This is a genomic window from Candidatus Obscuribacterales bacterium (assembly GCA_019744775.1).
Taxonomy (GTDB): Bacteria; Cyanobacteriota; Vampirovibrionia; order Obscuribacterales; family Obscuribacteraceae; genus SBAT01.
The window spans coordinates 781,102-795,310 of record JAIETZ010000001.1 but is presented as its reverse complement, the minus strand read 5'-3'; the positions used below and the strand labels follow the sequence as shown (position 1 = coordinate 795,310).

The 14,209-nt window shown below is 46.6% G+C and carries 19 protein-coding genes; 10 read left to right on the top strand and 9 right to left on the bottom strand.

Going from position 1 to position 14,209, the window contains the following annotated elements; translation table 11 throughout:
- From K2Y22_03515 to K2Y22_03480, 8 genes are all read right to left on the bottom strand, one after another.
- Nucleotides 1-765 carry a tetratricopeptide repeat protein gene (locus K2Y22_03515; protein MBX9877503.1) on the bottom strand — a complete coding sequence of 255 codons (765 nt, stop codon included), beginning with the start codon at nucleotides 763-765 and terminating at the stop codon, nucleotides 1-3.
- The gene (locus tag K2Y22_03510; protein ID MBX9877502.1) at nucleotides 765-1,166 is read right to left on the bottom strand and encodes a c-type cytochrome; all 402 of its coding nucleotides are present in this window, start codon (nucleotides 1,164-1,166) and stop codon (nucleotides 765-767) included. Before K2Y22_03510 ends, K2Y22_03515 begins: the two co-directional genes overlap by 1 nt.
- 12 nt (nucleotides 1,167-1,178) lie before the next feature.
- Entirely contained in the window at nucleotides 1,179-1,898 is a 720-nt protein-coding gene (locus K2Y22_03505) for a cytochrome c (GenBank protein ID MBX9877501.1), read from the bottom strand.
- A 41-nt stretch (nucleotides 1,899-1,939) separates the two neighbouring features.
- Nucleotides 1,940-2,182: a DUF2892 domain-containing protein gene (locus K2Y22_03500; protein MBX9877500.1), complete on the bottom strand. Its 243-nt coding sequence runs from the start codon at nucleotides 2,180-2,182 to the stop codon at nucleotides 1,940-1,942.
- 270 nt (nucleotides 2,183-2,452) lie between these two features.
- Nucleotides 2,453-4,162 (bottom strand): L-aspartate oxidase, encoded by a 1,710-nt coding sequence (nadB, locus tag K2Y22_03495; GenBank protein MBX9877499.1) that lies wholly within the window; start codon nucleotides 4,160-4,162, stop codon nucleotides 2,453-2,455.
- A gap of 23 nt (nucleotides 4,163-4,185) precedes the next feature.
- Nucleotides 4,186-5,172, bottom strand: coding sequence for a quinolinate synthase NadA (nadA, locus tag K2Y22_03490; GenBank protein ID MBX9877498.1), 987 nt, complete (start codon nucleotides 5,170-5,172; stop codon nucleotides 4,186-4,188).
- Between the two features lie 2 nt (nucleotides 5,173-5,174).
- A complete protein-coding gene (nadC, locus tag K2Y22_03485) occupies nucleotides 5,175-6,104 on the bottom strand; it encodes a carboxylating nicotinate-nucleotide diphosphorylase (GenBank protein MBX9877497.1) in 930 nt (309 codons plus the stop codon).
- A 243-nt stretch (nucleotides 6,105-6,347) separates the two neighbouring features.
- On the bottom strand, nucleotides 6,348-7,028 hold the full coding sequence (locus K2Y22_03480) for an NUDIX hydrolase (protein ID MBX9877496.1): 681 nt from the start codon (nucleotides 7,026-7,028) through the stop codon (nucleotides 6,348-6,350).
- A 140-nt stretch (nucleotides 7,029-7,168) separates the two neighbouring features.
- Here K2Y22_03480 and K2Y22_03475 point away from each other — a divergent pair, with 140 nt between their 5' ends.
- The 4 genes from K2Y22_03475 to tgt all read left to right on the top strand — a co-directional run bounded on the left by K2Y22_03475 (nucleotide 7,169) and on the right by tgt (nucleotide 9,784).
- Nucleotides 7,169-7,408: an AbrB/MazE/SpoVT family DNA-binding domain-containing protein gene (locus tag K2Y22_03475; GenBank protein MBX9877495.1), complete on the top strand. Its 240-nt coding sequence runs from the start codon at nucleotides 7,169-7,171 to the stop codon at nucleotides 7,406-7,408.
- Nucleotides 7,405-7,803, top strand: a complete 399-nt coding sequence (locus K2Y22_03470; GenBank protein ID MBX9877494.1) for a type II toxin-antitoxin system VapC family toxin — start codon at nucleotides 7,405-7,407, stop codon at nucleotides 7,801-7,803. The genes K2Y22_03475 and K2Y22_03470 overlap by 4 nt, the downstream gene beginning before the upstream one ends.
- A gap of 74 nt (nucleotides 7,804-7,877) precedes the next feature.
- The gene (locus K2Y22_03465; protein ID MBX9877493.1) at nucleotides 7,878-8,603 is read left to right on the top strand and encodes a hypothetical protein; all 726 of its coding nucleotides are present in this window, start codon (nucleotides 7,878-7,880) and stop codon (nucleotides 8,601-8,603) included.
- Nucleotides 8,604-8,647: 44 nt separating this feature from the next.
- Nucleotides 8,648-9,784, top strand: a complete 1,137-nt coding sequence (gene tgt, locus K2Y22_03460; GenBank protein ID MBX9877492.1) for a tRNA guanosine(34) transglycosylase Tgt — start codon at nucleotides 8,648-8,650, stop codon at nucleotides 9,782-9,784.
- On the opposite strand, the gene K2Y22_03455 is transcribed toward tgt, so the two are convergent.
- Nucleotides 9,781-10,536: a PspA/IM30 family protein gene (locus tag K2Y22_03455; GenBank protein MBX9877491.1), complete on the bottom strand. Its 756-nt coding sequence runs from the start codon at nucleotides 10,534-10,536 to the stop codon at nucleotides 9,781-9,783. The two genes, tgt and K2Y22_03455, sit on opposite strands and share 4 nt — an antisense overlap.
- Before the next feature lie 147 nt (nucleotides 10,537-10,683).
- On the opposite strand from K2Y22_03455, the gene K2Y22_03450 reads away from it, so the two are divergent.
- From K2Y22_03450 to K2Y22_03425, 6 genes are all read left to right on the top strand, one after another.
- Nucleotides 10,684-10,953 carry an AtpZ/AtpI family protein gene (locus K2Y22_03450; GenBank protein MBX9877490.1) on the top strand — a complete coding sequence of 90 codons (270 nt, stop codon included), beginning with the start codon at nucleotides 10,684-10,686 and terminating at the stop codon, nucleotides 10,951-10,953.
- A gap of 44 nt (nucleotides 10,954-10,997) precedes the next feature.
- Nucleotides 10,998-11,504: a fasciclin domain-containing protein gene (locus tag K2Y22_03445; protein MBX9877489.1), complete on the top strand. Its 507-nt coding sequence runs from the start codon at nucleotides 10,998-11,000 to the stop codon at nucleotides 11,502-11,504.
- Between the two features lie 238 nt (nucleotides 11,505-11,742).
- Complete coding sequence (locus K2Y22_03440) at nucleotides 11,743-12,519, top strand: F0F1 ATP synthase subunit A (GenBank protein MBX9877488.1); 777 nt, start codon at nucleotides 11,743-11,745, stop codon at nucleotides 12,517-12,519.
- A gap of 306 nt (nucleotides 12,520-12,825) precedes the next feature.
- Nucleotides 12,826-13,074, top strand: coding sequence for an ATP synthase F0 subunit C (atpE, locus tag K2Y22_03435; protein ID MBX9877487.1), 249 nt, complete (start codon nucleotides 12,826-12,828; stop codon nucleotides 13,072-13,074).
- Nucleotides 13,075-13,150: 76 nt separating this feature from the next.
- Entirely contained in the window at nucleotides 13,151-13,627 is a 477-nt protein-coding gene (locus K2Y22_03430; GenBank protein ID MBX9877486.1) for a hypothetical protein, read from the top strand.
- Nucleotides 13,628-14,164: a hypothetical protein gene (locus K2Y22_03425; GenBank protein ID MBX9877485.1), complete on the top strand. Its 537-nt coding sequence runs from the start codon at nucleotides 13,628-13,630 to the stop codon at nucleotides 14,162-14,164. It abuts the gene before it with no gap.
- Nucleotides 14,165-14,209 lie beyond the last annotated feature (45 nt).

The window sequence follows — 14,209 nt, the reverse complement described above, 5'->3', positions numbered from 1 at the left end:
TCAGTCCTGATGGGCTAATTTGGAGATTAAATCTTCTGCTAACTTGGCAGTTGAACTACTGGATGTCCCTGACGAAGAAGACAAATAGGTGGTTAGCTCGGCAATTGCCGCCTTATTTTGCCCTTGTTGAGCCAGTAGAAGCCCCAGGTTGTAATGGGACTCGTTCATGCTTGGATCGAGGATTAGAGACTGCCTGTAGGCGCTCAATGCTGCTTCCTGAGCCGCTTTCTCTTGGTTAGCAGCCAAAACCCACCCTCTAAGGAAGGCTAAACGGGCATCCTTAGGGCTCTTTTTGAACTCCGAGGCTGATAGCTTGTCTGCTTTTGAAAGCTCTTTCAGGTCAATTAGAGCGGTTATCTGCAAGCACCGGGCAGCAGTTCTATCGCCAGTCTTGCCCATCAGCTCAAGGGCTCTTTCTGCCTGGAGCCTGGCTGCCAATGCGTTGCGGTCAAGAAGGAAAAGTCTTGCCAAAACCAGATGAACTCTGAAGTCTTCAGGAGCATAGTTTGCAGCTGATCTGCCGTGTTTTATGGCTTGGTCTAGATCTCCCAGCTGACCTTCGACCTCAGCAAGGTTTACGAGAATTTGGCTGTTGTCCGGTTTGCTTAGAGCTTTTGCCTTTAGGTCTTTGAGGCGAATTAAGAGTTGTTCTTGAGTCGGGAAGTGCTCCAGCCTATAGGGTTGTATTGCACTGGGCAAATCCAATGCTTGCGCGCTTGAGCTGCAAACAAGCATTGATATACAAAAAACAAGAAATCGAATCATTAGAGCTTATTGCTGGGCATAGGCTCTTGAGACACTTGTTTGATACTTTCCTTTTTCAAAGACTTGCAATATCTATAGAGTGCATCGAGGGTAGCCTTGTCATCTATAACATTTTTGTAGAAAGGCATGTGCCCAACAGGGTTATTCAAATAATCTTTAAAAACTGCAACCGTAGCTAACTTGTTGGAGCCGGCTACTGTTTTGCTGGGTACTGTCACATTGCCACCATCCTGGTGGCAGCTGGCACAGTACTGATTGAAGATCGTTTGTCCTTCGACCTTTGTTGCGCGATTCTTTTTTGCCTGATCTTTTGCGGCTGCATCAGTTATTTGAAAGGACAAAGTTACAGATAATGCTAGTAAGGTAAAGACAACAAGACGTATTCCACTAATTACAGACACAATTCCCTCCAACTACTTCTTAGACTTCAATGTATACAGAAAAGCCGCGATTTGGTCAATTTCTTTTTCGGTTGCTTTGAAGTGAGGCATCTTGCTTGTGCCTTCATCACCCTTCAACATTCTTGTATGAATTTGCGCGTCCGTGATGTGATCGGTTATGAAATCAAGATCTCTAAACCCGCCCACTCCATCAAGAGCAGGTCCTAATGATCCTCCAATATTGCCGATTGAATGACAGGCGGCGCAACCGAATTTGTAAAAGTTGCGTGCGCCTTCAGCGATATCAGCTGCTGTTGCTTCTTTGATTTCATTCGCATTTCTTGACTTTGCCTCTAATGGTTTATGAGGCTCTATTTGAAAGCCACCTTTAGGACTGGGCAATGTTTGCAAGTAGGCAATCAACTTATTGGCCGTCTCAGGAGCAAACCTTGGATGCGGCATTAATTCGGCGTGATAGCTATATTCCGATTGGAATTTCAGTTCGGCTTCTTTTGTATTTGTAAGACGTGCTTCGAGAAATCCTTTCGTGCGGCGGGAACCGACGCCTGCCAATGGTGGGCCCAAGCACCCACCTTCTTGCCCTACGGTATGGCAACTGGCGCAATTCATTGTTGCAAATAGAGCTTTGCCTTCAATTGCCGATTTTGATAATTTATTTTGCGGATTGGCTGAAACAGTTTCGACTAAGAAGGACAGCTGTACTAAAGCTACGAGGAAGATAATTCTTTTCACTTTTTATGCCTTATTGACTGCATCAATTGTTAACGCAGAAATCAATTTTGGCAATCCTTGGCACAAGATTTAACAGTTCTATTCCAGGGCAATTTGCTTAAGACAAGACCCATGCCGCAGCTATCGGTTAAAGCAGACAAAAGCATGCCCAATGCAATAAATGCAGAAAGATAGATCCAAAATGGCGATATCGTGTACGCCAAGCTGATACCAAGTAGAATTAGTACAGCGGACGTGAAGCGAACCTGACGGTCTAGGGACCATATATTAGTTGTTGAATTCATAGTTCTTGTGGCCACCTATTGTAGTTAACACTACAAAGGTAGATTTTACGTTGCAATTTTCCTTCCATCTAAATGATGATTTTTACCGTCATTTGGATGAGAATCCTTCAATTCAAGGCTGGTTGCGCCTTTCCAGGCATAAGTAAATGCAAAAATTTGGCCATTTAGGGCTATTGGTGGTAAAACAAATATAGACAGGAGGCTCAATGATGGCTCATTCAACAAAGCTCTTGGTGCGCACTGTTCGTAAACGTACTTCAACAAAACCTATTACGAATGTTTTGGGGACGTGCCCTGTGGGCGGTGCCGGTTGGTGTTCTTTTCCTTTTTCGCCTGCGCAATTGCAAAGACGTCTCCAGCTAAAGGCTGAGCAACAGGCTGGATTTGAGGAGAAGCGCAGTCGTCGTCGAGGCTAATTGCTTTCGGCTCAAGCCAGGACCATTTTCCATTCATAACAATTAGGCGCTGCTTCATGCGCTCATCATCCTGTGGATGATCTGCGCGGTAATGAGCGCCTCTTGATTCGGTACGCAAAAGTGCTGCGCGAGCAATTAATTTGCCCATGATCAACATATTTGCTGATTCTGCTTGCGCAACAGTGTTGCGTGGTGCAAGCATCGATTCTTGGAATAATGATGATGCAAGCTCAGTTAATGATTCAGCATTACGCACAATACCGGCGTTTTTGTAGAGAGATTCTTTCAATTTTTCGGCATCTAGCGGAGCGGCCATTAATTTTCGCGCTGGTCCAATGGTATGTGTTTTTGTTGTCCGACTTACATTTTTAGCAATACACTGAGTGACGCGAATTGCCATTACGCCTGCCTCTAACAGTGAATTGCTAGCGAGTCTATTTGCGCCATGCAAGCCATTTGCGGCGCATTCGCCAATTGCGTACAAATTATCTACCGATGTCTGACCATCAACATTTGTCAAAATTCCACCCATGAAATAGTGTGCTGCAGGTGCAACAGGCACGGGCTGTATTAGTGGATCAATTCCCCAATGGCGGCAATTATTGATGATGTGTGGAAATCTTTCGGCAAGCTTTTCTATACCAATTGGTCTCATATCTAAATACACATATGGTTTAGCTTGTCTGCGAATTGTAGTGTGAATTGCGCGAGCGACAATGTCACGCGTTGCTAACTCACCGTTTTCATGAAAGCGGTGCATGAATGGCTCTTCATTGTCGTCAGTGAGAATTGCGCCTGCGCCGCGTACTGCTTCTGAAATTAAAAATGCTGGTGCATCCTTAACGAAAAGAGCTGTCGGATGGAATTGCACAAATTCCATATCGGCAAGCGCCGCGCCTGCTCTGTATGCCATTGCAATGCCGTCGCCTGTTGCGACAAGTGGATTTGTTGTACGCGAGAAGACTTGACCAATTCCACCGGAGGCAAGGAGTGTATTGTTGGCAAGAATTGTGATTGTGGATTTGCCATTAATGAAATAAGCGCCCAGACAATTATTTTCTTGAACAATTAAATCTAGTGCCGCGCAATGTTCGAGTACTGTGATATTTGCGTGTGACCGCACGTGTTCTGCTAATGCAGTTGTAATTGATCTGCCGGTTGTATCTTTGCAGTGCAAGACACGAGGTTGGCGGTGACCGCCTTCTAGTGCTAAATCGAAAGTTTTATTTTCTCTGATGTCAAAATTGACTCCGAGTTGACCTAACTTTTCGACTAATTTTGCGCCGTCGCGAATTATGAGCCACGCTGTTAATTGATCGGTTAATCCGGCGCCGGATTTAATTGTGTCTTGGAAGTGTTTTTCCGGTGAATCGAGAAAACTTGCAGGTGTTACCGCAGCGAGTCCACCTTGTGCCCAAGAAGTATTAGATTCAACAAGCGCACCTTTTGAGACAAGGGCGACTGATTGACCTTGATTGGCAAGCTCCAGGGCTGAGAGCAGTCCAGCTAGTCCTGAGCCAACTACCAGGCTGTCAAATTTTAATGAATCTGTTGTTGATGTCATTTTTAACCTCTGGCAACGCCGATTTAAACAATAGAAATCATTCTGTCTATTGAAAGTCTTGCTTTCTTTGCAATCTCTTCAGGGACTGTTACGTGGAATTCGTCATTTTTAAGTGCGTTATGCAAATTTTCGAGTGTAATCATCTTCATGTATTTGCAGGACATCTCATTGTCGATGGGTAGAAATTCCTTTTCGGGATTTTCTTTCTTGAGTCTGTGTAGAATGCCAATTTCAGTTGCAACGACAAACTGTTTGGATGATGAAGTATTGGCTTGTTTCATCATGCCTTCGGTCGATGCAACTTTTAATGGACATGTGCCGTTTTGTCTAATCACGCGATCCAAATATGGAGTTAAACAACCACATTCAGGGTGAATTAGAAGTTCAGCTTTCGGATACTCTTTTAACTTCTCGTCGATTTTGCTTGGTGGAACAGCCGAGTGAACGTGACACTCACCCATCCATATGTGCATATTTTTGCGGCCAGTCATTTTCTGCACCCAAGATCCTAAAAATTGATCTGGCAGAAATAAAATTTCCTGGTCCTCTGGAATAGATTGGACGATCTTTAATGCATTGCCGGATGTGCAGCAATAATCCGTCTCAGCTTTAATTTCGGCAGTTGTATTTACATATGAAACAACGACGGCATTTGGATGCTCTGCTTTCCAGGCGCGCAGTTGATCAATATTAATTGACTCCGCTAGAGAGCAGCCTGCCTTTAGATCTGGAATGAGAACGCGTTTGTCTGGGCATAGAATAGCTGCTGTTTCAGCCATGAAGTGTACGCCGCAGAAAGCAATAACATCAGCAGATGTTTTGTGCGCTTGCTGTGAAAGCCCCAGGGAGTCGCCAACGAAATCGGCAACATCTTGTATCTCGGGGATTTGATAGTTGTGCGCCAGAATAACGGCGTTGCGCTTTTTCGCCAGTGCTCGGATTTCTTTAACCAGTTGGTCTTGTCTTAACTGGTCGGTGAGCGCTGACGGAATTATTTTTGTTTGCAGCATGGTTATATTTCAACCTCAAGACTAATATCTATCGCCGGTGCTGAATGTGTCAGCCCGCCGATTGATATGCCGTTGACACCCTTTATTAGGTAGTGAGAAATGTTGTCTAAATTAATTCCGCCGGAGACTTCAATGAAAGCCTTGCCGTCAAGTATTGCTACGGCTTCAGTCACCATTTGCGGCGTCATATTGTCGAGCATGACGATTTCCGCTCCAGCTTCTTCGGCTTGGCGAACTTCATTGAGAGTTGTGGTCTCAACTTCGACGATGCGATCCGGATGCATCTCGCGTACTTTGGCGATTGCCTGCGGAATGCCGCCGGCTAGTCTGATGTGGTTGTCTTTGATGAGAATGCCTTCGCTCAGTCCAAAGCGATGGTTCAAGGCGCCGGCGACATAAGTGGCTTCTCTCTCAAGAGTCCTTAGTCCCGGTGTGGTTTTTCTTGTGTTGAGGATTTGAACGCCTTCCGGTTTTGCCAGCTCAACAAATTGCTTTGTTTTCGTAGCAATGCCCGATAGTCTCTGGATGTAGTTGAGGGCTAATCTTTCGCCGGCAAGTATCGCTCTGGCTTTGCCTGTTATCGTGGCAATCGTGTGCGGGATTTGAGTAATCGTGTCGCCATCTCGTCCTAGCAATTTGATGGAGATGTCTTTGTCCAGTTTGCCGAAGACCTTCTCTAAGAGGTAGAGTCCGGCAATCGTGCCTTTCTGCTTTATAACCAAAGAAGCAGAAACGACTGTGTCGGGTGACACAGTCGCCAAAGATGTGATGTCTTCGTTATTAATGCCAAGGTCTTCTTCGAAGGCGAATTTGATTGACCTGTCTATTAGCTGCTCTTCCCAGTCGCTAAATAGTGGTCGATTGACAGTAGCTGGGATTTGCTCGCTGGTCGGCAATTTGGCTGTTGCTAAAAGGTTTGTCGTGTTGGTCATGGTGTGGATTCCTTAAATTAATCTACTTCTCGACGGTGAAGTCGGAACCAAGCAAACGTACTAATTACGTTATACCATAACTTGACTAGAGCGTCTATTAAACGCGGTTGACCAGCCGGCTGATGCTCAGAAGCCTCACTGGATGAGCCTTGTCGGATAATGTCTGTGAGGAGACCGACATCTTGAGAATGTAATATATACAGACGATAGGTCTGCGTGCGAGTGTAAGGTTAACGGTTGCTTTTAGCTGAATACGAAAACTGGGCGATCAGGTAGTTTCTCGAAGTCTTCCTCCGAGAATGAATACAGTCGAGCCGGTCTGAAGGATGATTCTTGGGTCGTTTCTTCCAGCTCTTGGAGAACGCCTGTATTGAGAAACTTCTTTCGGAAGTTGCGGTTATCTATCGCTTTACCCAGTACGCCCTCATAGATCATTTGTAGATCGCGCAAAGTAAATTTGTCGGGCAGCAGTTTAAATGCTGCCGGTGAGTATTCGATTTTGTTTTTCAATCGCTGATGCGCATAGCTAATGATGCGTTCGTGGTCAAAAGCTAAATCTGGAAGTGCGTTGACCGGCCACCAGGCAACCCCTGATGCCTCAGAGCTAGTGCGCAGTTCAAAACCCTCCTGACGAATGAGGGCAAGATAGGCAACAGTAACGACACGACCTCTGGGATCACGACCTTTGTCGCCGAACGTATATAACTGTTCGAGATAGACGTTTGAGACATTGGTCTCTTCATATAATTCGCGGGCAACTGCATCTTCCAGGCTTTTGTCCGAAGTCTCAAGAAATCCACCCGGCAGCGCCCACTTAGTTTTGAAAGGCTCGTACTTGCGCTTAATAAGTAGTACTTCCAGGGTGTCTTCCTGCACAGTCAAAACGACGGAGTCTACAGTTACTCGCACGTCTGCTGTCGGCATCGGGTACCCCTGTCAAGTAAGCGTCGAATCTACGTTACCTATTCTAGCTGACTGGATGAGCTCCTTGACAAAGTGTGTTCCCTTACGCTATAGTAAGGAAGGAGCAAACAGGTAAGATTTACTGCAATTGGTAAGGAGTAATGACGACAGCCACGGTTACCAGCAAAGGACAAATAACCATACCTCAATCGGTTAGGCAGAGACTAGGGATTGATGCTGGTCACCGCATAGAATTTGTAGAAGTTAGTGATGGTGAGTTTTCGATCAAGCCGCTAATTGAGGATGTGAGTTCTCTTAAAGGACTACTCAAAAAACCGGCTAAGCATGTCTCTATTGAAGATATGCGCGCGGCAATACGGCGTCGCGGAGCAGGCAAGTGATCGCACTTGATACCAATGTATTGGTTCGATACGTAGCACAAGACGATTCAACTCAATCTGCAAGGGCCGAACAGTTTATTGAGTCCGAATGTTCTCCAGATAATCCTGGCTTCATAGGACTTGTTACGCTCGTTGAGCTGGTTTGGGTATGCGAAAGCTGTTACGATGCATCTCGAGAGGATGTGATCCGTTTGCTTCGCCAAATTCTCAGCACCAAGCAACTCGCAGTGCAAGACGCGGACATTGTTTGGCAGGCTCTCAAGTTATTTGACGGTGGACCAGCTGATTTCAGTGATTACCTTATTGAGCGCATTGCCCATGCGCATGGGTGCGAGTCAGTAGTAACTTTTGATAAGACTGCTGCCAAGGCTGGCATGACACTGCTCAAGGTATAGTTCACAAGAATCTTAGGGAACTTAGGATGGACGGCTTCGTCCATTCCCTTACTACCCTTTTGGAGGTCCCGGTTATGAGTCGTCTTATGTTGATGTTGAGCCTTGCGCTACTGGCGATGCCGCCGGCGTTTTCTCAGGCGACATTTTTGGGCGTTCCCGGACACCAGCCTGTCTGGCAACAAAGCCGTGACGGTGGTTACTATGACGCGACGGGTGTAATCAAAGGCACAGTCGCTGCACAAGACCTTTATTTATATGGTGGAAGAATGGACGGTGGGCAGCAAGTCATATCGGGCACCAAGTACCGTGACATGGACGGCGCTCTTTTAGACCCGCAGCAATATGCGTACTATAAAAACGTGATCGACAATAGAATAAAACAACTAAAAGATATGAGAGACACAATGAAAGAGCACGGCGAGCCGAAAGCTGCCTGGCAGAACTTGGATTATGAAATCAACATGCTGAAAGCTCAGAAAAATAGTGCTCAGTATGGCGCTATGAACCCAAATCAAACTACAAATTTCCCTGCTCTCTCTCAACTTTTCCCAGGTGGTGTGCCCAGCTATTTCCCAAGCAGCCTACAGGCAAGTAACCCGTACGGTTATGGTTCACCTTACAATTCGTACGGCTCACCTTACGATGCTTACGGAACTTCAGCATACGGAAGCCCATATGCTGATCCGTACCTGACTCCGTACAACCAATCATCAGGATTGGGTGGACTGCTCCAGGGTTCAACCGGCAACGGCTTGATGCAGCAAGGGCTCAGCTTGCTTAGATCCCAGTTTGGTTTTTAAGTAATTAAGGCAAGTTTCTAAGCTAATGGACTATTATGACTCGCATGAGTCAGACCCTTCAGCAAGCAATAAGCTTCGAAGTCGAAGCCACGTGTCCGTGGTCCGGCGCGCGCGTAGGAAAGCTAACTACGCCTCATGGTGTTGTCGAAACGCCGGTGTTTATGCCGGTGGGTACAAATGCAACCGTAAAAGCTGTTAGCTGGGACCAGATAAAGCAGACTAGATCGCAAATAGTTCTCGCCAATTCATATCACCTCTACCTGAGACCCGGTCATGAGTTGGTTAAGAAAGCAGGCGGACTGCACAAGTTTTCCGGATGGGACGGACCAATACTCACAGACTCAGGCGGCTTTCAAGTTTTCAGTTTGGATGAGCTGAGAAAAATTGGTGATAACGGTGTGATGTTCAAAGATCATCGCACTGGACAAGAGCACTTCATCGGCCCGGAAAAATCAATGGAGATACAAAATGCTCTTGGACCAGACATTATCATGGCGTTTGACGAGTGTGTGAAAAATCCTGCCACTTATGACGAAGCAAAAGCAGCGATGATTCGAACACACAACTGGTTAGAAAAGTGCGTTATCTCTCATCAGCGTGCACATGACCAAGCATTGTTTGGAATTGTTCAGGGAAGCATTTACGAAGAGTTGCGTACGGAATCAGCCCGCGTAGTTACAAGTTATGATTTGCCGGGGTTTGCAATTGGTGGTGTTGCGGTCGGTGAAGAGCGCGAAGCAATTGAGCGTGTCGTTTTGTACACGGCTCCGCTTCTACCAGAACATAAACCGCGTTATCTAATGGGCGTTGGTACGCCGTGGGATATTGCATACGCTATTAGATGTGGCATAGACATGTTTGATTGCGTGCTTCCCACTCGTCTGGCACGACATGGTGCCGCATTTACAAGCAATGGTCGCGTGTCGTTGCGCAATGCTTGTTTTATCGAAGACTTTCAACCATTGGAGCAGGGATGTGAATGTTATACGTGCACAAACCACACACGAGCTTATCTTTCGCATTTAGTCCGCATGAAAGAAATGGCCGCAGCAACTTTGCTTTCCATTCACAACATCGTTTACCTACACAAAAAAACACGTGAATGTCGCGAAGCAATTCTCAACGGAAACTTCAAGGAATACTTTGAAGGCGAAGCCCACCTAAGAGCAAATGACGCTTAGCCTTCGTTTTCAGCTTGAGCCTGTTTCGGTGCTTCTACTGTTTCAGCATCTTGCACTTCGATAAGCACCGGCTCTTTTTCTTCGACGATCAATTTTGTTGAAGGAGCTGGTTCGCCTTTGAGGGCGGCGAGTTCGGCTTCGATGTCGGCTTGACCTTCCCAGGTCTTGAATTTGGTGTCAAGATTGTCGGAGCCCATTTCGTGGAGAGCAGCAGCTTTGGCTTCGCGCTCGGAAACTTTTGCTTCCATCTTTTCCATCACGGACATCGCACCGGATGCTGTTGTCTTCGAGAGAATTTCACCGGCTTTGACTGTGGCTTGTGCAGCTTTGTCGCGAGCGATGAGTACTTGTTTCTTGGTGTAAGCTTTTTGAACTTCGTTTTCCAAATCTTGCAACTTATTGCGCAGATTGGTTGTGAGTTCTCTTTGTTGTTTTAGCTGTGTTTCGAGATCATGAATAGCTTGTGTGTATTGTTGCTTTCTCTGTAGAGCTTGGCGAGCAAGATCATCATTCTTTTGTTGAACAGCAAGCGTTGCGCGATTTTGCCAGGTAGCTGCTTGCTCCTGATTCTTTTTCAATTGCTGTTCGAGTTGCTTCTCGGTAGCAATTGCTTGCGCGACTGCTTGTCTTACCTGAATGAGATTTGATTGCAAATCTTCATAGGTTTGCTCAAGCATCATTGTCGGGTCTTCCATCTTACCCATGATGCTGTTAAAGAATGCCTTTATTAGAGTGACCAGGCGACTAAACATTTGAGCGCTCCTTGAAGATATTCCTTATTAAGTCTATCAAAACGTTTTTTATTGAGGTCTATTGGCATCTATTCAAGCCTGGCTAGCATTTTAATAAGTGGTACGCTTGAGCCGAATAGTCTGGTTGACAAGATTAAGGCGCAACAAATGGCATTTAAGTTTGGCGGCAACGACGATCTCTCCAAGGCTCTGGCTTCTGCAGGCGAAGCGGTCTTGGCAATTGCGGTGCTGGTAGCGTTTGGTGTCTGGGGTGGCAATTGGTTGGACGAGAAATTTCATACGCAGCCATTATTCGCCGTTTTACTTGCTCTTTCAGGAATGGCGGCGGGTTTGGCGCGTATGGTCGTGAAAGCTTTACAAGCCGAAAAAGAGTCTGCCAAGGAAGAAAAGAGCGGCAACAAAGACCAAACCATATAAAATGATCGGCTAGGTTTAGACCTAAATTGAGGAAATCGAAACAGATGCTTACTAAGAATTTGATGACTTTCGCAGCAGCTGCTCTTTTGATCGGAACCCTTTCCGCTCAAGGCGCTTCTGCTGGAACAGGTGCTAGCTGCTCCAAGAACAGCAAAAAGTGCCCGAGCGTCGGCAACCACATGAAGACCTGCTGCATTATGAAGAAGGCCGGCATGTGCTACTCCCTTAAGAACAAAAAGGCTGTGACCGTTTTTGCTCCTACGGATGCTGCCTGGGAAAAAATGCCGAAGGCAAAGCGCGAAGCTTTGATGAAGAACCACGGGCAATTGCACAAAGTGCTCGCTTATCACATCGTGCCTCGCAAACTGTCCAAGGACGATCTGGCAAACATGCGCTCGGCTAAAACCGAAGAAGGCGAGTTTGTAATGATCAATAACAAAGATGGCTCAATCTCAATCGACGGCGCCATCATCCAGGGCGAAGGCAAGAACTACAAGAACGCCACGATTTACGAAATCGACGAAGTTCTCGTTCCGGAAAGAGGCAAGTAATTCCTTAGCCTTGCTAGCGTAGCAAGAGCTGCGATAAGCAGGTCGCTGCGAAGCGCTAAGGGTTGCCGGAAGGCAAGCGAAGGTGAAGCGATAGCGTAACCGGAGCGTTATTTATAATCCCTTGTAATGAAGGACAGTCCCAGCATCTGCTATGATGCGGGACTGTTCCCCTTTTTCGGGGATTTTGGGACTCATTCGACGCGGCTCTTGAAGTTAGCGCGTAGGAAAGCAAGGACTCATGCTAGGCAAAAATCTTGAACTTTCACAGTTTGTAAACGACCCAGCTATCAACAAAATCAATATCTTCGGTGGAAGCACCTCGGTAGGACCGATCAATATCGACGGAAGCCTGGGAAGCATTCACGTAGACACTCTCTTGTTGGCTTGGCTCTGTATGGGCGGCATTCTGTTAGCAGCGGCTCTTATCGTCCGCGGACTGGTTGTCGAAGGTGCCGGCGGCAAGGGTCAGGCAATGCTGGAGATGGTTTACAAGTTCGTAGATGATCTAGCGCATGGTCAAATTGGTCACCACTACAAAAAATTCTTCCCGCTAATTGCAGCGATCTTTATATTTGTCTTATTAGGCAACTTTATCGGTGTTGGACCATGGCGTGCGTTTGAGCACATGCCGGGTTGGTTCCATCTCAAAGACGGTGAGCCATTTGAAATTGCTTCACCAACAACAGATCTAAACGTGACGTTTGGACTTGCTATGGTCGCCTTGCTTGTTTACTTGGGCTCCGGCTTCTGGAAGCATGGAGTCAGTTACGGTAAGCATCTTGCGAACCCAATTGAAATTCTCGACTTGGTAGTTCGTCCATCAACACTGGCTTTGCGACTTATGGTCGTTATCACAGCTGACGAATTGCTACGCGCCGCATTCTTGATGATGATGCCGGTACTTTTACCGACAGGCATCATGGCGTTTGAACTTTTCATTGGTCTTATTCAGGCATTTGTATTTGCTTTGTTGACGTCGATCTACATCGGACTGACGGTCGCTGAGCATCACTAGGTTTCAATCTCTAAGCGAAAATTAAAGCCCGCGGCTGTCGCATATTGCTGCGCCAACAATTGGCATCTCGGTAAAAGCCTCATCACAGGCTCGTTACAGATGATGAAGCATGAATACAAAAGATCATCTATATAAAGGCAAGATTTTCGTCACGCTTGCTATAATCGATGGCGCTTCTCACTAAGAGGAAGCGCAGGTCTGCGAATTTTCGAATTCGTCGCCTGATGTAGTCAGACACTTCATTTTGCTAGGAGAAGGTTAGTGGAACCTCAAATCATCGCCCAAGCAGGTACTGCTGTTGCTGGTATGGATAGCGCAACCATTATTAAAGCCGCTTCACTCATAGGCTCCGGAATTGCCGTCGTTGGCGTATTCGGACCTGGTATTGGTATCGGTGTTGCCGGTTCCCGTGCTCTAGAAGGCATGGCTCGTCAACCAGAAATGGCCGGCAAGTTGTTGGCAAACGCCATCATCATCGCCGCTTTGATGGAAGCTCTCGGACTTCTCGCTTTCGTTATCGCCATTATGCTCTTCACATTCGGAACCAAAGTCTAAGATTCATTCGCGGGAGACCTCAACGAAGTTGAAGGTCTCCCGTCGTATTGAGTCTCTGAAGGGAAGTCGATAAACAATGTTCGATATAAATCCAACGCTTATCATTTTCGTTCTCAGCTTTTTGGCTTTCATGTATCTGCTAAACCAGATAATGTTGAAGCCAGTAGGCAGAGTCTTGGAAGCGCGCGCCGCCAAAATTTCAGGCGATCTGAAAGCCGGCAAAGACGCGCACGGACAAGCTGGTGACTTGGTCACGCACTATCAGGAGCATCTGCATAAGATTCGTTCTGAAGCGCAGTCCGTCATCAACGAAGCTACACAGAAAGCTAATCAAGGTCGCAATGACGAGTTGGGCAAAATAAAAGCTGAAGGCGCTAAAAAGCTCGAAGCTGCAAAAGCTCAAATCGTAAACGAGCGCAAAGCGCTTGTTGATCCTCTGGTAAATCAAGAAATTGAGCTTATCGAGGATATTGCACACAAGCTTCTGGGTGAGCGTGTGTCGTTGTCCGTGGATCGCGAGCGTGTAAAAAGCGCTCTTGAGGTAGCCAGTTAAATGGTGGCAGTTATGCACGAAGGTTTTTCAATTTTTGGGATATTCGAAAACAATTTACTCAACTGGCTGGTGCTGGTTGGGCTTATTGTCTGGATGTGGTCAACCAAGATGCCGGCAGTTTTTGCCTCGCGTAAAGACGGCATTGATGCGGCTTTGAAAGAAGCTGCTGCAGCCCGTGCCGAAGGCGAAGCATTCTTGGCAGAACAGCAAAAGAAAATTGCTGAAGCTGAGAAAGAAGCATCACGCATCATCGATGAAGCAAAGCAAGTTGCCATCGAGATGAAGAAAGAAATCGAAGAATCCACCAAGAAAGAACTTGCTGATTTGTCAGTGCGCATCGAGCAAGAAATTGCCAAAGAGCGTCAGTTGGCAATTACTGAATTGAGAGCAGTGGCAGCCAAGGCAGCCATTGATTTGACTAAGGAAGCATTGCCAAAGGCAATTAGCATCAACACCAAGGGCAAGTTGCTCAACGATTTCGTTGATCAGATTGAGTCCATGGGTGGCGCCCGCCCAAAGCAATTGGTTGAAAAATGAGAGAAGAGTAGGCGAAGCAAGAGCGGCGATGAGCCGGTCGCAGCG